This is a genomic window from Spirillospora sp. NPDC049024 (assembly GCF_040649235.1).
Classification (GTDB): domain Bacteria; phylum Actinomycetota; class Actinomycetes; order Streptosporangiales; family Streptosporangiaceae; genus Spirillospora.
On sequence record NZ_JBEZFD010000015.1, the window covers coordinates 176,500 to 195,590 of the forward strand.

General features: G+C 71.1%; 18 protein-coding genes. 17 read left to right on the top strand and 1 reads right to left on the bottom strand.

Features of this window, described 5'->3' with window-relative positions; genetic code table 11:
• Positions 1 to 337 precede the first annotated feature (337 nt).
• The 6 genes from AB0C21_RS27080 to AB0C21_RS27105 all read left to right on the top strand — a co-directional run bounded on the left by AB0C21_RS27080 (position 338) and on the right by AB0C21_RS27105 (position 6,263).
• On the top strand, positions 338 to 2,257 hold the full coding sequence (locus AB0C21_RS27080) for a hypothetical protein (protein ID WP_500207884.1): 1,920 nt from the start codon (positions 338 to 340) through the stop codon (positions 2,255 to 2,257).
• Positions 2,244 to 2,684 (top strand): hypothetical protein, encoded by a 441-nt coding sequence (locus AB0C21_RS27085; RefSeq protein ID WP_500207885.1) that lies wholly within the window; start codon positions 2,244 to 2,246, stop codon positions 2,682 to 2,684. The genes AB0C21_RS27080 and AB0C21_RS27085 overlap by 14 nt, the downstream gene beginning before the upstream one ends.
• Before the next feature lie 5 nt (positions 2,685 to 2,689).
• On the top strand, positions 2,690 to 3,193 hold the full coding sequence (locus AB0C21_RS27090) for a hypothetical protein (RefSeq protein ID WP_500207886.1): 504 nt from the start codon (positions 2,690 to 2,692) through the stop codon (positions 3,191 to 3,193).
• A 399-nt stretch (positions 3,194 to 3,592) separates the two neighbouring features.
• Positions 3,593 to 4,468 carry a helix-turn-helix domain-containing protein gene (locus AB0C21_RS27095; protein ID WP_500207888.1) on the top strand — a complete coding sequence of 292 codons (876 nt, stop codon included), beginning with the start codon at positions 3,593 to 3,595 and terminating at the stop codon, positions 4,466 to 4,468.
• Positions 4,469 to 4,470: 2 nt separating this feature from the next.
• On the top strand, positions 4,471 to 4,665 hold the full coding sequence (locus AB0C21_RS27100) for a DUF397 domain-containing protein (RefSeq protein WP_500207889.1): 195 nt from the start codon (positions 4,471 to 4,473) through the stop codon (positions 4,663 to 4,665).
• A 353-nt stretch (positions 4,666 to 5,018) separates the two neighbouring features.
• On the top strand, positions 5,019 to 6,263 hold the full coding sequence (locus tag AB0C21_RS27105) for a glycosyltransferase (protein ID WP_500207891.1): 1,245 nt from the start codon (positions 5,019 to 5,021) through the stop codon (positions 6,261 to 6,263).
• A 44-nt stretch (positions 6,264 to 6,307) separates the two neighbouring features.
• Here the strand turns inward: AB0C21_RS27105 and AB0C21_RS27110 are convergent, their stop codons facing one another.
• The gene (locus tag AB0C21_RS27110) at positions 6,308 to 7,081 is read right to left on the bottom strand and encodes an arginase family protein (RefSeq protein ID WP_500207893.1); all 774 of its coding nucleotides are present in this window, start codon (positions 7,079 to 7,081) and stop codon (positions 6,308 to 6,310) included.
• Between the two features lie 146 nt (positions 7,082 to 7,227).
• Here AB0C21_RS27110 and AB0C21_RS27115 point away from each other — a divergent pair, with 146 nt between their 5' ends.
• The 11 genes from AB0C21_RS27115 (at position 7,228) to AB0C21_RS27165 (ending at position 19,088) form a co-directional block, all read left to right on the top strand.
• The gene (locus tag AB0C21_RS27115) at positions 7,228 to 8,007 is read left to right on the top strand and encodes a DUF6193 family natural product biosynthesis protein (RefSeq protein ID WP_500207895.1); all 780 of its coding nucleotides are present in this window, start codon (positions 7,228 to 7,230) and stop codon (positions 8,005 to 8,007) included.
• 757 nt (positions 8,008 to 8,764) lie between these two features.
• Positions 8,765 to 10,126, top strand: a complete 1,362-nt coding sequence (locus AB0C21_RS27120; RefSeq protein ID WP_500207897.1) for a radical SAM protein — start codon at positions 8,765 to 8,767, stop codon at positions 10,124 to 10,126.
• Entirely contained in the window at positions 10,119 to 11,126 is a 1,008-nt protein-coding gene (locus AB0C21_RS27125) for a hypothetical protein (protein WP_500207899.1), read from the top strand. The genes AB0C21_RS27120 and AB0C21_RS27125 overlap by 8 nt, the downstream gene beginning before the upstream one ends.
• Positions 11,123 to 12,316 (top strand): hypothetical protein, encoded by a 1,194-nt coding sequence (locus AB0C21_RS27130; protein ID WP_500207900.1) that lies wholly within the window; start codon positions 11,123 to 11,125, stop codon positions 12,314 to 12,316. Before AB0C21_RS27125 ends, AB0C21_RS27130 begins: the two co-directional genes overlap by 4 nt.
• A 5-nt stretch (positions 12,317 to 12,321) precedes the next feature.
• Positions 12,322 to 13,287 carry a JmjC domain-containing protein gene (locus tag AB0C21_RS27135; protein WP_500207902.1) on the top strand — a complete coding sequence of 322 codons (966 nt, stop codon included), beginning with the start codon at positions 12,322 to 12,324 and terminating at the stop codon, positions 13,285 to 13,287.
• Positions 13,284 to 14,540: a hypothetical protein gene (locus tag AB0C21_RS27140; protein WP_500207904.1), complete on the top strand. Its 1,257-nt coding sequence runs from the start codon at positions 13,284 to 13,286 to the stop codon at positions 14,538 to 14,540. Before AB0C21_RS27135 ends, AB0C21_RS27140 begins: the two co-directional genes overlap by 4 nt.
• Positions 14,540 to 15,802: an aldehyde dehydrogenase family protein gene (locus AB0C21_RS27145; protein WP_500207905.1), complete on the top strand. Its 1,263-nt coding sequence runs from the start codon at positions 14,540 to 14,542 to the stop codon at positions 15,800 to 15,802. The genes AB0C21_RS27140 and AB0C21_RS27145 overlap by 1 nt, the downstream gene beginning before the upstream one ends.
• 10 nt (positions 15,803 to 15,812) lie before the next feature.
• The gene (locus tag AB0C21_RS27150; RefSeq protein WP_500207906.1) at positions 15,813 to 17,147 is read left to right on the top strand and encodes an MFS transporter; all 1,335 of its coding nucleotides are present in this window, start codon (positions 15,813 to 15,815) and stop codon (positions 17,145 to 17,147) included.
• Positions 17,144 to 18,157 carry a 3-oxoacyl-ACP synthase III family protein gene (locus tag AB0C21_RS27155; protein WP_500207908.1) on the top strand — a complete coding sequence of 338 codons (1,014 nt, stop codon included), beginning with the start codon at positions 17,144 to 17,146 and terminating at the stop codon, positions 18,155 to 18,157. The genes AB0C21_RS27150 and AB0C21_RS27155 overlap by 4 nt, the downstream gene beginning before the upstream one ends.
• 50 nt (positions 18,158 to 18,207) lie before the next feature.
• On the top strand, positions 18,208 to 18,453 hold the full coding sequence (locus tag AB0C21_RS27160) for a phosphopantetheine-binding protein (protein ID WP_500207910.1): 246 nt from the start codon (positions 18,208 to 18,210) through the stop codon (positions 18,451 to 18,453).
• Positions 18,453 to 19,088, top strand: coding sequence for a GNAT family N-acetyltransferase (locus AB0C21_RS27165; protein ID WP_500207912.1), 636 nt, complete (start codon positions 18,453 to 18,455; stop codon positions 19,086 to 19,088). Before AB0C21_RS27160 ends, AB0C21_RS27165 begins: the two co-directional genes overlap by 1 nt.
• The last annotated feature ends 3 nt before the right edge of the window (positions 19,089 to 19,091 follow it).

The window sequence follows — 19,091 nt, forward strand, 5'->3', positions numbered from 1 at the left end:
GCGTGGGCAGGCCCAGCAGCTCCCACTCCCCCGCACCGCACGCTCCTGCGGTCGATGCATGGCCGCATCTATCGAAATAGGGCGTCTACGCCGTCGTTCGTATTGTTCCGCATGCGAATGGGAACGAGCCCACGGCCATGTAGCAGTGATGGAAGTTGAAACGAGCGCAGACACCACGGCCCCGCCATCAGGAACGTGCAAAGTTCGCACGTGCGCGATTACATAGGGCACGGCTTTGCCCTGATGTCAGCCCCGCGCGTCAAGGGCTCCGCCTGGCGGGCTGCCCGACCAATGCCCTGGAACCGGCCCGCCTCCCCCCAGTGAAAGGGCTGCGAGCGTGGGCGTGGACAATCCCCCCGGTGGGCCGGGCAAAGGCCCCGAGACCACCGACAAGCCCACCCCGCCCGACACCGGGAGCACGTCACCGCACGACCACCCCGGAGCCGACGGCAAGACGCCCCGCATGGACAGCCTCAGAGCAGCAGGCTGGAAGTTTCCCGACCGCCCCGAAGCCGGCAACGGGCAACCCGCCGACCGCGCCCCGCAGACCAACGACTCCACCAGCGGCCCACCCCGCGACAAGCAACAGCCCCCCGGCGCCCCTCCGACCGAAGCCAAGCCGGAGGACAAGAAAGACCCCGAGACCGACACCGGCTCCAAGCCGACCGAAAAGCCTGACGACGACAACGCCGACCCGGCACAGACCGGCAACGGCAGCCCCCACGCGGAGAAGTCCGGCCAAGCCAAGCCCGAGGACCCCCGCCAAGACGAGGGTGAGCGCGGCAACGACGACCGCGAGGCCAAGACCGACCGATCCGAGACCGGTGAGACGGCGAGCCAGGGCGACCTCGACAACAAGGACCGCCCCCAGGACAACGCCAGTTCTGCCGGCGACAAGACCGACGCGCCCCAATCACCCCCGCAGCCGCCTTCCCGCCTGGAACACATCGCCCGCACCCGCGAAGCACAACAGCAACACGCAGAAGAACTACGAGCCAAGTTCCAAGACGCCCAGCCCCCCGACAACACCGCACAGCCGCCCGACAGCGAACGCGGCGACAACGCCGTCCCACTGCAAAACGAGAACGCAGGAGGGCCGGAATCCGGGCCAGAAGCACAACCCCCGGCCCCCGAGGCACTACTCGGCGACAACGGTGGCGGCGACCCACCCAGCGACCAATCTCCACCCTCCACCCCCGAGGACGACGGGGACCCCCGGGCACCAGAAACCGGACACGCGCAGGCCCCAGAGCACGAGCCCCTCCCCCTGCAGGACTCCCACAAGTCCGAAGACGGCAGCAGCCAGCCACCCGAACCACTGGCAGACCGCACACCACCCGCCGAGGGCCAACCTCCGGACCAGCAGAACGGGCCACAACCGGGCTCAGAGACCGGTCAACCTCCCGAGCCTCACGTAGAGCAGGTCGAGGACAACGGCAAGGAGCCTCTCGGGCCAAAAGAAGGCACCTCAGACGCACCAAAGACCGGAGATGGGATCACCGAGCCGCCCGACGACGGCAACCTAGGCGGCCAGAAACCCGACGACCAGTCAGTGCCCCCACCCGAAAGAACCGGCGAGAACGCCGAGACTCCAGAACCCCAGGGTGACCAGGGCGACGGCCATGGTACAAATGCCGAGGGCGACGGCAACGAGTCGGACCCGAAAGAAGCCAATGAGAAAAATCCGGAGGTCCGTCCCAATCCCATCATTTCCGAGATATACACCGACAGCCAAGGCCAAGTACACGTCGAACCCCGATACGGTCGCCAGCAGACCGACGAATCCGGCAGCGAACTAGCACCAAACGAACCGGAGACCACAGAACCGACAGGACTCCCGACCAGAGAAGACCTCGACCCGGTCGGCGCCAGAGGCGGCGAACCGGGCCGCGGCGAACTCCGCGGCCCCGAGGACGATCCAGAAAATCGAGAAGCAAATGACGAAGATACGGAGGCCCTTGCTCGCTGGAAGCAGAAGGGACGCGATTTCATCCGAACATCGGATGATGTAGCCGACACTACAGAGAAACTCGCCAAAGACATAGGCAAACTACTCAAATGGGATCGACCGACCGGCACTGCAGTGAGCAAGCCCGCCATCGAAGTTAAGCCACATCACGAAAGCATCCAGGCCGCCAATGCGGCTATAGGAATACTCGGGACGGGAATAATAGTCTACGAGGTCGCACGCCTCGGTCGCGTCGGAATACGTAAGATCCGAGTCCAAATGACAGGAGCAGAGCGTGCCAATAACTGATAATATGGCCGCCACCTTGCATGCACAACTTGCGGGCCGAACAGATGATCACTTGAGGCTATTGCGAGAGCTCAACAAGGAGAGCGTTCAGGCAGATTATCCGGTGCTGGTTGCCGCAGCCTTCTTTCTCGCAACAAATCGCCGCTTCGGCAAGTGTGACCCGAAGACTGTCGAGTCTCAGATAATTGAGTTCGTGGCTTCTCTCCGGGGAAGGACACCAGAGGCCACAGAGAAAGTTGACGCACACATCGCAGAGCGACTGCTGCTGGCTGTTCTTGGCGAAGGGTCTATCGCCGACATCGACGACAGGGCCGTCTATACAACCGAGCTGTTCCTGCTCGCAGGCTTGATTGCTGATGCAGATCTGAACGATGCGGAGCTAGCCTCATTCATAACGAAAGCCAGAGCAATGGCCGACGAGGAATAACGCAGTTGACAAATTCCCTAGAGATACAGATTACGGAGGAGAACATACTGGCGCTGCGGTCCTTCCTACTGGAAGGGCCGGAGGCGTGGGTTCCCCTGAAGGACAAGATCCAGGCGAACAACAAGACGGCGGCCGGCCACATGTCGCTGCTCTACGGGGCATTCTGTGTTGCGGTACGTCGAAAATTTTCGCCAGCTTACACGGTCAACGAGATAGTCCAACTCGTGGCCGAAGTGCGGGTCAAGGCCCAAGAGGACGCAGGGTTGATTAACGTTGCCGTAGCCGAGGACATGGTTCGTGCCGCCGTCGGCGCACCAACACTTCACATCGGCGGAGCAGACGATTTGAGAGCTGCGCTCTACGCCGAGGTATTCATCCTGCTCTACCTCATCGCCGAAATGGACCTCGACCGGGCCGGGCTGGAGCAGTTCATCGAAGAAGTCACCGCCTATACCGAGCAGTGGCTCGCGGCGCGGCGTGCCGACGCCCCCACTTCTGCCTCCTCGTAAACCCTGAGAAGTCTGGCTGGCTAGCCACTCGTATGCCCTCGTCCCATTCATGGCGGGGGTTAATCGTTGTGAGCGTGGGGACAGCCGATGCCGCGCTGGCCTCACCGCGCGTTCCGTCCGGACGGCCGTCGGAAGGATCATGGGAGGTGGCTCGACTCGTGGACTAACTCCCCGTAATTCCGACGAACTTGGTACGGGTGGTTCACATCGGGACGTAACCGCCCTGAACCGAATTGGCGATGGTCGCACCGCTCAAGTTCTGCACGTGCGGATTTTGGCCTCGCGTCGACGTGGCCGGATTTTGTCGGGGCGTGACTTTAATATTGCCGGGCATCGTTCGATTGCAGTGAGTTAGCGATCAGTACGGACCGTGTCCTACGCGATATCGGGAGGACGGCCATGCCGAGCCCCTACGTCCGCCGCCGCCGGCTGGCGGGTGAGATCCGCAAACTCCGGGAAAGCCGCGGCCTCACGACAGATGACCTTGCCCGCCTCGTCTTTCACTCGCGGACGAAGATCACCCGCCTGGAGAACGCCCAGATCCGCCCAGACCTGGCCGAGATCATGAACATGCTCGACGCTCTCGAAATCACCGGCAGCCAGTACGACCGGCTCCTCCAGCTCGCTCGCGAGGCCGCCCAGAAGGGGTGGTGGGACCGGTACGGCATGTCCATGGGCCCTCGCCAGAAGCTCGCGGCCGACCTCGAATACAACGCCAGCACCGTCCGCAGCTACGACCAGACCGCGATCCCCGGTGCCCTGCAGTGCCGCCCGTTCATTGAGGCTCTCATCAAACTCGACGAGAGTCAGGGAACGCCCGACTACCAGCCTGAACGCATGACCGAAGCACGCGTGAACCGACAGCGCGAACTTCTACGGCCAGATGGTCCCTTCTACGAGACCGTGCTCGACGAGTCCGTAATTCACAGGCTTGCAGTCCCCCCTGCGACTATGGCCGCCCAGCTCCGACACATGGTCGGCCTGGCTTCTGAGCAAGAGCGGATCACGGTTCGCGTGCTGATGCACAACGCCCGCATCCCTGGAGGCTTCCTCCCCCAATCCTCCTTCTACCTCTACAACTTTGCCGAACCTGGCGACCCGCCTCTCGCAGTAGTCGACACCGTGACCACCGACCTCGTTCTCAACCAGCGTCGCGAGGTCGAGAGGTATACCGGGATGTACGACCGCCTACGCGAGGCTGCCCTGCCCTCAGAAGGCAGCATCGCCTTCCTCGAAGGGGTAGCTGAACAGCTGGCCGATCAGACAGGATCGTGAACATGACCGAGCAGTACTCCGGCTGGCGCAAATCCAGCCACAGCAACCCGGACGGCCATTGTGTCGAGGTCGGACGGGCTGCCGACGGCACGATCGGAGTCCGCGACACCATGCATCACGGGGACGGCCCGACCCTGAAGTTCAGCAGAGACGTATGGCATCACTTCCTCCGCGAGATCCGCGCAGCCGACCATTGAGCTCATCCGCGCGAGATCGGCCTTGAGACAAGTCTTTCCTTCTCGAGGCCGATCTTCCTTCTGAGGGCAGGCGCGGCAAAGGAGGAACTCCGGACCGTCGTTCGGAGGATGCGCAGCTCGCACTGGGCTCGGAACCTTGCGAGGCGGAGGCCCCCGCGAGCCAGCGGCATCTCTCGCGAGGCGCAGGCCGCCCTGTTGGCCTTGAGTGCTCATGTTCGGCATGGCCGTTAGGTGGCGCGGTGATGGGCGGAGCGGTCGGGGGCTGAACTTCCCCCGTGGGAGGGATACGGGTTCGGCGGTGTGATGAGACGATCCGCGCCATACGTCGGTGTGGTCGCAGGCGGGTGGGTGCGGTGCGGATATTGGTTGTCGCGGTTGGGACTAGTGGGGATGTCGCTCCGTTCACTGGGCTTGGGGCTCGGCTGCGGGAGGCGGGGCATGAGGTCACCATTGCCGCGCATGGGCCCTGTGAGGAGTTCGTGCGGGTGCGGGGGCTCGGGTTCGCGGCGCTGCCTATGGATATGAAGGCGGAACTGAGCACCGAGGAAGGGCGCAGGTCGCTGGCCTCGTCGCCCGCGATGGTGGTGCGGCAGACGCGGATCTACGCCCGGCACTGGGCCGTTATGGCTGACGCGATCGTCGCCGCGGCCCAGGGGGCGGAGTTCATGCTGGTGTCGACGATGGGGTGGCTCGGCATCCATGTCGCGGAGGGTCTGCGGATCCCGAGCATGGGCGTCTACCTGCAGCCGATGGATCCGACCCGCGAGTTCCCGCCCGCCGTCATGACCACCCGGTCGCTCGGGGGGTGGGGCAATCGGGCGGCGGCGCGGTCGATGCGGGTCCTCGGGCAGGCGCCGTTCCGGTCGGTGGTCAAAGGGCTGCGCGAGCGCCTGGATCTGCCGCCGGTCACGCCCGCGCGGTTCTTCCGGCGGCTGGACGAGCAGGGCTGGCCCGTCGAGTACGGGTTCAGCCCAACGGTCGTGCCGCGTCCCGCCGACTGGCCGCGCGGGCGGGAGGTCGCCGGGTACTGGTGGCCCGAGCCCTCGCCGGACTGGCGTCCGCCCGAGGCGCTGTCGCAGTTCCTGGACGACGGTCCGCCGCCCGTGTTCGTCGGCTTCGGCAGCCTGACGGCCGGCGACCAGGAGCGGTACGGGGCGGTGGTGACGGAGGCGCTGCGGAATGCGGAGGTCCGGGGCGTCGTGCAGGCGGGCTGGTCGGGGCTGGCTGCGGACGAGGGGTCGAAGGACGTCCTGGCGGTCGGCGAGGTACCGCACGACTGGCTGTTCCCCCGTATGGCCGCGGTCGTGCACGCCTGCGGCGCGGGGACGACGGCGGCGGGGCTGCGGGCAGGCGTTCCGTCGGTCGGGGTTCCGCTGTCGGCCGACCAGCCCTTCTGGGCGAAGCGCGTGGCGGCGCTCGGGGCGGGGCCGGAGCCGGTGCCGTTCCGCCGGCTGGACGCCGAACGGCTCGCGTCCGCGATCAAGGACGCGGTGTCGCGCGACTCCTACCGCGAACGCGCCCAGGCGGTCGCCAAAGAGATCGCGGCGGAGGACGGCGCGGCGCACGTCCTGCGCGCCATCGAGTCCCGGGCGTCATAGCGGAAGCGAGGCCCGGCCGGTCAGATCACACAGGCTGCGCTCTCTCAGAGGGGAAGCGCGGCGGCCAGTCGGCGGATCACTTCGGCATCGTCGTCATCGCCGGGCTCACCGGTCGGCATGTGCTCCGTGATGGCCGCTCCGACGACGTCGCGCAGGCCGGAGACGAGGCCGATCAGGCGGTCCGGCGCCACCCCGTCCGGTTCGCGGTAGCCGAGCGAGCCGAACTGCGTGGGTTCGAGGACGTCGAGATCGATGTGGACGTAGACGGGACCGGCGAGATCCTCGAACGCCGCCTCGAAGTCGTCAACACCGTGGCGCCGGATCCCGGCGCTCCGGAGGTACTCGTGCTCCGTCGTGTCTCCCGCCCGCTCCCCCGCGATGACCACCTGCTCGGGGGTCAGGGGCTCGTCCGGCAGGAGGGGCGCCGGGCCGTCGCCGAGCAGGGTGCGCAGCACCATCCCGTGGAAGGACCCCGACCGCAGCGTCCGCGGCGTGTACAGGTCGGGGTGCGCGTCGATCCACAGGACCGTGAGCCGGTCGCCGTGCCGGGCGCGGGCGGCGGCGATCGGCGCCAGGTCCACCCCGCAGTCGCCGCCGGCGGTGAGCACGACGTCGTCGATGCCCGCCAGAGCCTCCCGCGTCCTGCGGAGGTTCTCCACGAGGACGTCGAGTGAGCGGACTCCGGCGTCGGGCTTGCCGCCCGTGTCGAGCACCGGCACGGTGACCCGGGAGTCGGCCGCGACCACCTCGGCGGTCCGCCGGGCACCCGCCGACAGCCGCGGCGAATCCCCCAGCCCCGACCCTTGCCATTGAGGCACACAAACCACTGTCGTCACGGAATCCACGATACGGGTCTACTTCCCGCATCCCATCGCACTTCCGCACATCAGGCCCGCTCGACCGATCCTGGTGGCGGCGGTAATGTGCCAGAATCCGCCCGCGCGCCTGAATGGCCTCCAGGACCATGAAGGTCCCCGCGCGGCAATCCGATCGGAGCCCCGTGGACCAGAATCCGGATCCAGCCGTCCTGTATCCGGACGTCGCCACGCACGGCAGCATGGCCGCGGCGCTCAACGCAGCCGCCGCCGAGCAAGGTTCGTCCCTCGCCGCGGAAGCCGCCCCCGCCGATCCGCTCCTTCATGCCACAGTCGCCAGCGTCCTCCCCCACCGCGAGGCCATGCACCTGGCGGCCTGGCCTTCCAAGCGCGGATGGTCGGTCTCAGGCTCGGCGAACAACGGCGTCCTGCTCCTCGGATTCACGTCGGATCTGAACGAGGTGGCCGAGGCCGCGCTGGGCTGGGCCGAGGGCACCGGACTCGACCAGATCGGCCGGGCCGCACCCTTCGACGTCCTGACCGGGCGCTTCGAGGTACCCGACGGCAACGCCGCCGACGTCATCGAGTCGGAGTGGCGATGGATGCTCGAGGAGGCCCGTAAGGCCGAGTGGCCCGAATTCCGGGCTCTCGTCGAGGCGGTTTATGCCGAACCAGCGCTGCGGCGGTTCTTCCCCTACACCAGCCACTGGGCACTGGGTTTCGCCACCGCTCCCGACCTTCCCTTCGACACACCGGGTTTCGTCTCGGTGGACTCGCCCGTCGGGGAGGGTGAGTACACCGTCAGGGAATGGTGGGACGGCCCGGTCCTGGCGCAGGCGAGGACGCCTGGGGAAGCCGTCGGCGCCGCCGTGGAGCTCGTGCCGAGCGCTCTCATGCAGCAGTCGGCTCACGTCGCCCCAGAGGGCTGAGTACGCACGAGGGCCCAGCACCGACGGGCTACGGCACCTCGGTTGCGGCGCTGAACTGAGTCTCCGCGAGACCCGCCGGCGGGGCCGAGCCCTCCGGCACCGACACTTCGTCGCGCTGCTGCGCGCTTGACCTCCGTCCGCTTCGTGCTGCGCCGCCGCCGGGGAGGCGCGTGGAACCCGGGGACGGTGGACGGGCTGGTCGGGAGGGGTGCGGGCCGCACGGGGACGGGGCGGCGTACTTCTTTCGGAGTACGCGGGCGACGCGGGGCGGAGTACCGCTATTTCCGCATAGAGGCTGACTTTTCCGTCCAATCGAGCCAATAGCGTCCTTCTCGTGCGTTATTCGGAAGCCGGATCGCCCGGACGGAAAGACACCGGAACGGTCCCGGTCGTCGGGTTCGCACTCAGGCCCCCGAGACGGCTGAAGGAGGTGTGACTCATGGAGGCTTTCGAGGAGATCGTGGTGGAGACGCCGGAGACCGACGAGGTTTCGAGCATCGACTTCGGCTGCTGACCTCAGGGTCGGTCGCCGGCGCCGCGCGGACCCGCACCACGAGCACCAGGGACCGCGGCCGTGCGGACGTGATCCGTCCACGGGGCCCCGAGCTCGAAACGGTCCGTTCACGGGGACCGCGCACCGGTCCGGCGACAGCGCGAAGTGCGTGACAGAAGGGCGGGTGCGGCATTCCAGCTGCCGCACCCGCCTGTCTCCAGTGAACCACCGCGGACGCCGAGTTCGCATGGCGAAAGGAATGGGATGGGCGACCCGAAGGTCTACCGGCCCTCGCGCTTCACGGTGATGACGCCGCACTCGGCGGGCGGTTCGGTTCTGTACAACTCGATGCGCGGCAGCGTCTTCTACGTGCGCGAGCCCGTCGCCGGACGGGTGCACGACCTGCTGCACAACCGCAACGCCCGGATCACCGCGGACGCGGACTCCGACCTCGTCCCGGGCCTCGCCCGGCGCGGCTTCCTGGTCGAGGAGGACCACGACGAGGACGCGGAGGCCAGGGAGCTCAGGGACGGCCGGACCACCCGGACCGACCGGCTGGAGCTCATCCTGATGCCGACCGAGGCCTGCAACTTCCGCTGCACCTACTGCTACGAGGACTTCTCGCTCGGACGCATGCTGTCGGGCGTGCGCGAGGGCGTGCGCCGGCTGGTCCGGCACCGGCAGGAGCGGCACGGCCTGCGGTCGCTGTCGGTCTCCTGGTTCGGCGGCGAGCCGCTGGTCGCCTTCGACGTGATCGAGGAGCTGAGCGAGTACTTCACCTCGTTCGCCGCCGAGACCGGCGTCGACTACCAGGCCGGGATGACCACCAACGGCTACCTGCTCACCGAGGACGTCGCGGCGCGCTGCGTCGAGCTGGGCATCCGGCGGTTCCAGATCACCCTGGACGGCCCGAAGCACGCCCACGACGGCAGCCGTCCGCTGATGGGCGGCGGCTCCACGTTCGACGACATCATGGCCAACATCCGCGCGATGGCCGCGGGCGGCCTGGACTTCGAGGCGCTGCTGCGCACCAACTTCTCCCCCGCCAACGTCGGCAGCGTCCCGGAACTGGTGGCCGAGCTCGGCGACATCGCCGCCGGGGACCCCCGGTTCGCGGTGATCTTCCGGCCGGTCGGCCGGTGGGGCGGGCCGCAGGACGAGGACATCGAGGCGTGCTCCGGACGCGACGCGGAGCTGGCCAAGCTCGACCTGAACCTGCGGGCGCACGGCCACGCGCTGGCCGGCGGCGACCTGCGCACGCTCCGGCCGGGCGGCAGCGTCTGCTACGCCGCCAACCCGTGGTCGTTCCTCATCCGCCCGAACGGTGTGATCGGCAAGTGCACGGTCGCGCTGCGCGACGCCAAGAACATGGTCGGCAGGCTCACGCCCGAGGGCGAGCTGAAGCTCAACGACGACCTGATGCGGCTTTGGACGGACAACGACGAAACCCACGACGAGGGGTGCCGGTCGTGCTTCTTCCGGCCGTCCTGCCAGGGCGCGCACTGCCCGCTGATCCGCATCCAGGACGGCGTGCGGCCGTGCCCGCCGCAGAAGGTGTGGATCGGGCCGAACCTCCAGACCTACACCGACCTCCAGCGCACCCCGGCGGGGGCGAGCCATGGATGACCGGCGACTGACCCTCGACATCGACGCCCGGGTGGCGGCCTGGATCGGGCCCGGAGGCGCCGTGAAGGCCGCCGACCTGGACGAGACGCCGCCCCGGGTGCACGAGGCGGACGGTCCGGAGGGCGCACGGTCGGTGGTCCCCGGCAACGCGCCCGGTGAGTTCCTCGCAACCGGAGGCGACGCCGTCGTCCCGATCCGATGGACCGCGCAGGGTGCCGAGTCCGGTGACGCGATCCCGCTCCCGGACGACACCCGGCAGGTTGGCGCGGCGGGCGGGCGGGTCGCCGCGTGTACCGGCGGCTCCCTCCTGACCTGGGACGGGACGTGGCGCAAGCAGGCCGCGCTGCCCGCCGAGCCCGTGTGCGCGGCGTGGCAGAACCGGCGCCGGTCCCTGCTGGTGCTGACCCGCGACGGCTCGTTCACCAGGTACGCGAGGGATGCGCAGACCGCACGCGACGACGAATGGGCCGGCCCGGCCGCCGCCGTCTACGACGAGGTCCTCGGCGCCGTCTGGCTCGCGCACCCCGGCGGCGACCCGCGCACGCTGATGGTGCGGGTCGAGCCGTGGCCGCCGCGCGTCGTCTACCGCGCCGACCTCGGCCCCGGCGTCCGCGGCCTGACCGTCGCGCAGAACGGCGAGTGGCTCGCCGTGCGGTACGGGGGCGACCGGCCGGCGGAGCTCTACAACGTCTCGGGCCGCCGCCTGTTCCGCCCGCCGGCGACCGCCGGCAGCGCGACCGCCGGCAGCGCGTCCGCCGGCGTCGTCTTCACCTACGACAACCGGCTCGTCACCGTCACCGAGGACGACCGCGTCTCGTTCGCCCGGCTCCCCGCGCGCGTGGACGTCCGGACGGCGCCCGCCGGCGCGGAAGGCGCGGACAACGAGTTCTTCGAGCACGGCGGCGACCTGGACATCGAGACCTTCTGGGAGGGCCAGATGCACAAGGCCAGCAAGCCCCGCAGGCGCCCGTCCCCCGCCGCCGCGGGAGGCCCGCGATGATCAGCGCACCGCTGCGTGAGTTCCTGTCCCCGGAGGAGCGGCTGCCCCGAATCAACGTACGGACCCGGGCCCGGCTCAGCCACGACGAGATCGCCCGCCAGCTCGGCGCCGGACGCTTCGACGTGCCGGCCCTCGCCCGCGCCTGCAACCGGGGCGCGCTGATGATCGCCATGGTCGGCGACCTGGCCGAGGCCGAGCGCTCGTGCCTGCGCCAGCTCCAGGTGCTCGCCGTCCTGCGGCACGACCCGGAGACCGCGACGTCGGCGCTGGCCCAGTCGTTCCAGCCGTGGATCAACATCGGCCGGCTGCGCGTCATCCAGGGCCGCCGGCAGGAGGCCATGCGGCATTTCCAGCTGGCCCTCCCCTACCGGAGCGAATCCAGGATCGCGCTGGGGCCGCTCGTCCTCGAACCCGCCGACCTGGACCGGCTCCGCGACAGCGAGATCGGCTCCGCCGTGCGGCTGTTCCTCGACACGATCGAGGTCGTCGAGTCGGCCAAGGCGTACTGCCGCGGCGGGGCGTTCGCCGAGCTCGGCGGCGCGGCCGCCGGATGGGGCGGCGACGAGCGGCTCCGCGGCGTCCCGCACACCGCCGAGGCGGCGAAGATCGCCCAGGCGCACGGGCACGGCGCCGGGCCCCTCGTCCCGCCGCCGAGCCCCGCCGCCGACGACGGGCCCACGTACGCCGGGCTGGTGCTCGGCCTGCACGAGGCGTACCGCCTGCACCTGGCGGACGGCGCGGGCGACCGGCAGCGGTCCCGCGAGCTCGCCGAGGCGCTCCGGGCGCACGCGCCGGACCTGGTCGGCCTGCTCGGCCAGGCCGCGGCCGCCGCCCCCTACCTGCTGAGACTCGGCGACCTCCTGCGGGCGCAGGGCCGGACCGGCGACGCGCGCGACGCCTACGCGCGGGCGCTCGACCTCGCCCGCGAGATGGCCGACGAGGCGCTCACCGTGACGGCCCTGCGGGCGCTGGTGCCGGTCGAGGATCCGGCGCGCGCCCCCGAGCTGACCGCCCGCGCCGAGCAGATCCTCTCCCGCTCGCTCTACCTGCCGCTGCGCAAGCTGCGCACCGGCGGGCAGGCCCGTCCGCTCCAGGCGGCCGACGTGCCCGAGCTGCGCGACCTGGTCGCCCAGGAGCAGCGCCTCGTCCGCGCCGTCGCCGCCGGAACGCTCCCGACCGCCCGGGACTGATCGACATGACCGGAACGCCCGCCACGTCCGAACCACTGGCACGCCTGGCGCACGACGAGGCCGAACTCCGCGGACGCTGGGAGGACAGACCGATGCTCAGCCGCGGGCTGGGCCCCTTCGACGACGTCTTCTCGCTGGCCCGCATGGAGTCGGTGCTCGCGTCCGCGCCGCTGGTGTCGTCGTTCGTCCGGCTCATGCGCGACGGCGACCAGCCCGCTCCGGACCGGGTGGCCCGGCCGCGCGAGCGGGGCGGCCCCCGCGCCGAGCAGCTCGTCGACCCGGCCAAGCTGGCCGCCGAGCTGCGCCGGGGCACCACGATCCTGCTGGAAGAGGTGCAGACCTGCTGCCCGGAGGTCGCCGCCTTCACCCGCGGCGTCGAGGCCGCCACCGGATACGCCACCTACTGCGCGGCCTTCCTCACCCCTCCCGGAGCCCGGGGCGCGGCCCCGCACTACGACCTGGCGAGCGTGTTCATACGGCAGCTGCACGGCTCCAAGCGCTGGCAGGTCGGCCGGCCCGTCGAACCGTGGCCCAAGGAGCCCTGGAACAACCGGAAGGTGCCGCTCGACGGCAGGACCGAGTACCTCCTGGAGGAGGGCGACTGCCTCTACCTCCCCCGCGGCTACGTGCACGTCGGCGAGGCCACCGGCACCGCGTCCCTGCACCTGTCGATCGCGCTCAAGCCCGTCACCTGGGAGCAGGTGCTCATCCGGCGGATCGGCGAGCTGGCCGCGCGCGAGCCCGCGCTGCGCCAGGCGCTGCCGTTCGGGTTCCACCGCGCGCCCGACGGCGCGATGGCCTCGCTCATGGCGTCCCGCGCCGAGCTGGTCCGGGAGCACCTCGGCGGCCTTCCGGACGAACGGGTCTGGAAGACCGTCCGCGACGAGCACGCCCCGCCCCGGCGCACCCCGCCGGACGAACTGGCCGCCGACCTTCGAGACGCCCTGGAGGAAGGAGGCCGCGCGTCATGAGCGACCGCGTCATGAGCGACATGAGAACCACCGGCAACGACTACGCCGGGCTCTGGAAGCGCTTCGCCGAGCTGTCCGGCGACTTCGAGCGGCCCCACGTCCTGCGCGACCCCCTGAACGTCCCGATCTGCGACCTCGGCGACCTGGCCCAGACCCTGCGCAACGTCGCGGCGGACGACTTCGCCGTGGCGGCCAGGGCTCTGGACGTCACCACCGAGGGCAACCGGCGCGCCGAGCTGAAGGCGCGCGTCATGGACCGGCCGCCGGAGCCCGGTGAGGAACTGGTGCCCTGGGCCCGGCGGCTCTTCCACGGCCTGCCGTTCTCGGTGATGCTGAACGGCGCCGAGCGCTGGCACGAACCCCTGGCCAGGGCGGCCGCCGAGTTCTTCACCCCGGCGCGCGAGCAGTTCGGCATTCCGCAGCACGGCTACCGCATCTCGCTGTTCATCGGCGACTACGGCTTCACCCCGTCCGGCGTCCACCAGGACGTGGGGCGCGTCGAGCGGGTCTTCCACTTCAACGCCGGGCCCGGCCGCAAGCTGTTCCACTCCTGGCCCGTCGAGGACTTCCGCCGCCTGACCGGCCGGCGCCGGCCGTCGTTCGACCCGGAACCGCTCGTCCCGCACGCCAGCACCCACGTCCTGGAGCCCGGCGACCTCATGCTGCTCAACGTCGCCTGGTACCACGTCGGGCAGTCGGACGAGCCTGCGGCCACGGTGGGCCTGGAGATGTCGAAGCTCGACGCCGGGACCGTCCTGCGGGAGGCCGCGGCCGACGCCGTGAAGGACCTGCTGGACGGCAGGCCCGATCCGGTGGGCGACCCGGCGTTCGTCCCCGAGCCCGTCGACTACGCCGACCTCGGCTGGGCCGACCTGCCCGATATCGGGCTTGCGCCCTGGCTGGCCGGCGCCGTCGAGGCGCGCACCGCGCGGATGCGCAGCAACCTCGGCTTCACCGCCGCCCCCGCGCCGCTGCCGGCGGTCGGCGAGGACGCGGTCCGGGCGGGCACGGTCCGGCTGGCCCGCCCCTTCCCGCTGGTGCTGCGCGACGTCCCGGCGCGTCCGGGCCGGCCCGAGCACGCCGAGCTGTACGCGCGGGGCGTGCGGATGCGGGTGCCCCGGAGCGCGGCCGACCTGGTCCACGAACTCGACACCGGCGAGCCCGTCGAGCCGGGCGGCCGGTCCGACCTCGCCGTACGGCTGGCGACCGCCCTGGTCCGGCTGCGCGCGCTCGACCTCCTGGGAGAGGAATGATGTACGCCTTCGCGACCGCCCAGCAGGGCCCCGCCACCGACCGCAGGCCGCCGCGCCGCGACCTCCAGCAGGTGCACGCCCGGTCCATGGAACTGGTCGCCGCCACGCTGGAGGCCCAGGACCGGCTGATCGGCGTCCTGACCGACATCACGCCGTACGACGCGGCGCGCGACGAGCTGCACCGCGCGATCCGCACACTGTCCGGCGCGACGTGGGAGATCGCCCGCAACGACCCGCGGCGGCTCGACCGGGTGGCGGTGTTCCTGCCGTCCAACAACGTCTTCTACTCGTACGTGCTGTTCGGGCTCGTTCCCGCCCTGTACAGCGGCGAGGTCGCCATCAGGCCGTCGGCGCGCACCCGCGAGACGGCGCTGGCGCTGCACGACGTGATGCTCGAACGGCTGCCCTGGCTGCGCGGACGCGTGCGGCTCGCCGAGGCGTCGCAGCGCGACTTCGTCAAGGTCTGCGCGGCGTCCGACGCGACCGTCTTCACCGGCCGGTACGAGAACGGCCTCAACGTGATGGAGCGCGTCGGGCCCGACCCGCTGTTCCTGCTCATGGGCTCCGGCCCCAACCCGATGGTGGTCGGCCCCGACGCCGACCCCGCCGCGGTATGCCGGTCCCTGCTGATCTCGCGGCTCTACAACAGCGGCCAGGACTGCCTGTGCACCGACCTGGTCTTCGTGCACCGGTCGCGGATCCGGCCGCTGCTCGACCGGCTGCGCGGGCACCTGTCCGCGTTGCCGGTCGGCGACCGCAGGAAGCCCGGCACGCTGATCGCCCCGCTCGTCTACGACGACGCCGTGGAGGGCGCGGCCGAGTTCCTGGACGCGCACCGCTACCACCTGGTGCACGGCGGCGAGGTCCGGGCGGAGGACGGCTACGTCGCGCCCAGCATCGTCGTCCTCCCGAGCGCCGAGGGCTTCAGCCCGCCCGAGCTGTTCTCCCCCGTCTTCTGCCTCTGCGCCTACGACGACGTCGAGGAGATCCGGGCGTGGGCGCAGACTCCCGCCGAACTCGACCGCGGCATGTACGCCACGGTGTTCGGCGAGCCCCGCCTCACCGGGGAGCTGCTCGGCAGCGCGGTCGTCTGCCGGGAGCGCACCACCTTCGACGTCGAGGACGGCAACCAGCCGTTCGGCGGGTACGGGCCGCAGGCCTCCAGCGTCCGCCGGGACGGGACGCTCGCCGCGCGTCCGCTGCTGCTGTCCGCGGAGGCCGGCGCCGCGCCTCCCGGCACCGCCCCGGACGCGCGGGGCTGAGGGGCGACCCATGAGCGGCCTGGCGACCGTGCCGGAGGGCCGGTCCCCCCGATCGGGAGGGGACCCGGCCCCGGTCCCGCTGCGCCGCAACCGCGACTTCCAGGTGCTCTGGCTCGGCCAGAGCGTCGCCCACCTGGGCAACCAGATCGCGCTGCTCGCCTATCCCCTGCTGATCCTGGCCGCGCACGGCACGGCCGCGCTCGCCGGAGTCCTCGGCTTCGTCGCGTACGCGGCGGGCCTGGCGGCGCGGCTGCCCGCCGGGGCGTTCTGCGACCGGGCGGACCGGCGGTGGACCATGGCGGGCAGCGAGGCCGGACGGGCCCTGGCGATGGCCGCGCTGGCGGTCGCGGTGGTCGCCGGGGCCGCCCCGGTGTGGCTCGTCATCGCGGTGGCCGTCGTGGACAGCGTCGGCCTCGAACTGTTCCGGTTCGCCGAACGCGGGGCGCTGCGGCACATCGTGCACCCGTCGCAGGTGCCGTCGGCGCTCGCCCGCAACGAGGCGCGCGCGCAGGCGGCGGCGCTCGCCGGCCCGGCCGCCGGGGGCTGGCTGTTCGCCGCCGCGCACGCCCTTCCGTTCGGCGTCAACGCGGTCACCCACCTGCTGGCCGCGCTCGCCGTCGGGACCGTCCGCCGCCCCCTGCGCGAGCCGGCCGGAGACGACCCCGGCGGCTCCGGCGCGCGGCCGCTGCTGCGGGCGGTCCTCCGCGACGGCTTCGGATGGATCCGCCGGACGCCGGAGCTGCGGGTGCTGCTGCTGGCGGCCGTCGGCCCGAACCTGGTCTTCGGCGGCGCCGTCCTGGTGATCGTGGCCGCGGCGCGGGACGGCGGCGCGAGCGGCGGCGCGATCGGCACCGCGCTGTCGGCGGCCGGCCTCGGCGGGCTGCTGGGCGCCGTCGCCGCCCCCGCCCTGCTGCGCCGCCTCCGGCCGCCCGCCGTGCTGCTCGGCAGCGCCTGGCTGCTGCCGGCGGCGATCGGCGGCCTGGCCCTGCTGAGCGGCCGGACGTGGGCGATGGCGGCGCTGCTGTGCGGCGCGGTCTTCACGGTCCCCGTGTTCAACACGCTGTTCGGCGCCTACCAGATCCAGCTGACCCCGGACGCGTTGCAGGGCCGGGTGGCCGGCGCGGCGACGTTCGTGACCGGCGCCGCCCAGCCGTTCGGCCCCCTGCTCGGCGGCCCGCTCTACGACGCGGCCGGACCGGCCGCCACGTTCGCCCTGCTGGCGGGCCTGCTGGCCCTGTCCGCGGCGGCGCTGACGGCGCTGCCCGCCGCACGGCGGCTCCCCACCATCCCGCCGCGAGACGGCGGCCCCGACTCCGCGGCCCGGCCGCCCGAGGAGGAGACATGACCGAGCACACCACCGGCCGGCCGGGCGTCCCGGTCGGCATCACCGGAACGGGCGTCCACGTCCCCGAGCGGGTGGTGACCAACGACGATCTCGTCAGGACGGGCCTGGACACCAGCGACGCCTGGATCGTGGAGCGCACCGGCATCCGCGAGCGGCGGTACCTGCCGTCCGGGCGGACGACCTCCGACATGTGCGTGGCGGCGGCCGAGGAGGCCCTCCGCGAGGCCGGCACCGCCGCCGCCCGGCTGGACGCGATCATCGTCTCCACGTTCACCCACGACCAGCCGCTGCCGTCGACCGCCCTCATGGTCAAGGAGCGGCTCGGCGCCCACCGCGCGCTGCCGCTCGACCTCAACCAGGCCGCCTGCGCGGGCGGCGTCTACGGGCTGTGGCTCGCCGCGCACCTGCTGCACAACGAGGCGCTGGAGAACGTCCTGGTGATCGGCGCCGAGTGCCTGTCGCGCGTGACCGACCCCCGCGACCGCGGCACCCGGGTCTTCTTCGGGGACGCCGCCGGAGCCGCCGTGGTCGGCCGCACCCGGCCCGGCCACGGCCTGCTGGCCTGGCACGCCGGCTCCAAGCTGTCGCACAGCGTGGAGATCCCGGCCGGCGGCTCGCGGCTCCCCACCGGTCCGGAGACCGCGGCGGCCGGCGAGCACTTCCTCAAGATGGACGGCCGCGCGGTCTGGAAGGAGGCCACCGAGCACCTGCCGGCCAGCGTGCGGGCCGTCCTGGACACGGCCGGCCACGCCGTGGACGAGGTCGACCACTTCGTCTTCCACCAGGCCAACCTCAACATCATCAAGGAGGCTATGCGCGAGCTCGGGCAGCCGCTCGGCAAGGCCACCATCTCGGTCGACCGGCTGGGCAACACCGGCGCGGCGACCGTCTTCCTCGGCCTGCACGAGCTGATGGCCGGCGGCCGCGCGCGCTCGGGCGACCTGGTCGTCGTGTCCGCCATCGGCGCCGGCTTCCTGTGGGGCTCGCTCTGCCTGCGCCACCTGAACTGACCCCCGCACCCCCGGAGACCCCTGAACACCCCCGAGAGAAGGAGACCGCCGTGAACGAGCAGACCATCGCCGACAAGTACGTCAAGACCTACGAGCTGGCGGTCCGCCCCGAGGACCTGGACGCCGACGAGCCGCTGTTCGGCCCCCAGTCGATCTACGGCCTCGACTCGATGGACGTGCTGAAGTTCATCGCGGCGCTGGCGGAGGAGTACGACATCGAGCTGGCCGCCGTCAAGACCGACACCTTCCGCACGCTGCGCTCCATCACCGCGTTCCTGAACGGGGAGGACGCCTGATGCGCGGCCGCCTGGTCGACCTCCGCCCCCCGGAGGAGGCGGACTTCGAGCTGGTGAGCACCTGGATGCGGCCGGGGAACATGGCCTCGCTGGCCTCGGGCCGCTCGGAGTTCCACTCGGCGGAGGAGCTGCGCCGCCGGGCCGAGTCCGGGGCCGACGCCCTCCTCATGGTGGTCACCAAGAGCGGCGAGACCATCGGCTTCGTCCGCTGGGGCGCGAAGATGTACCACGGCAGCTACGACATCGGCGGGCTCATCGCCGACCCCGAGTACTGGGACTCCGGCTGCGGCGCGGAGGCCAGCGCCCTGGTGCTGCAGTACCTGTTCCACTCGTGCAACGCCCACCGCGTCCAGTTCGTCGTCGGCCTCTACAACCGGCGCACCGTCACGATGCTGCTCAACACGGGGATCGTCGTCGAGGGCGTGCTGCGCGACTACTTCTTCCTCGACGGCGAGTACCACGACGCGCTCGTGGCGTCCGTCCTGCGCGAGGAGTACTACGCGCTCGACGGGTGGGGCGACGTCGCGGACACCATCCCGGCGGCCGAGAAGAAGGCCGCGGTCGAGGAGTTCCAGCGGGTCATGCGCGAGCGCTGGTCCGGCGAGCTGTTCAAGCGCCTGGTGGAGAGGAGCTGACGG

Coding starts and splice junctions, on each gene's coding strand:
- AB0C21_RS27095 (WP_500207888.1), top strand. CDS start 3,593: ATGCCGAGCCCCTACGTCCGCCGCCGCCGGCTGGCGGGTGAGATCCGC.
- AB0C21_RS27100 (WP_500207889.1), top strand. CDS start 4,471: ATGACCGAGCAGTACTCCGGCTGGCGCAAATCCAGCCACAGCAACCCG.
- AB0C21_RS27115 (WP_500207895.1), top strand. CDS start 7,228: ATGAAGGTCCCCGCGCGGCAATCCGATCGGAGCCCCGTGGACCAGAAT.
- AB0C21_RS27120 (WP_500207897.1), top strand. CDS start 8,765: ATGGGCGACCCGAAGGTCTACCGGCCCTCGCGCTTCACGGTGATGACG.
- AB0C21_RS27125 (WP_500207899.1), top strand. CDS start 10,119: ATGGATGACCGGCGACTGACCCTCGACATCGACGCCCGGGTGGCGGCC.
- AB0C21_RS27130 (WP_500207900.1), top strand. CDS start 11,123: ATGATCAGCGCACCGCTGCGTGAGTTCCTGTCCCCGGAGGAGCGGCTG.
- AB0C21_RS27135 (WP_500207902.1), top strand. CDS start 12,322: ATGACCGGAACGCCCGCCACGTCCGAACCACTGGCACGCCTGGCGCAC.
- AB0C21_RS27140 (WP_500207904.1), top strand. CDS start 13,284: ATGAGCGACCGCGTCATGAGCGACATGAGAACCACCGGCAACGACTAC.
- AB0C21_RS27145 (WP_500207905.1), top strand. CDS start 14,540: ATGTACGCCTTCGCGACCGCCCAGCAGGGCCCCGCCACCGACCGCAGG.
- AB0C21_RS27150 (WP_500207906.1), top strand. CDS start 15,813: ATGAGCGGCCTGGCGACCGTGCCGGAGGGCCGGTCCCCCCGATCGGGA.
- AB0C21_RS27155 (WP_500207908.1), top strand. CDS start 17,144: ATGACCGAGCACACCACCGGCCGGCCGGGCGTCCCGGTCGGCATCACC.
- AB0C21_RS27165 (WP_500207912.1), top strand. CDS start 18,453: ATGCGCGGCCGCCTGGTCGACCTCCGCCCCCCGGAGGAGGCGGACTTC.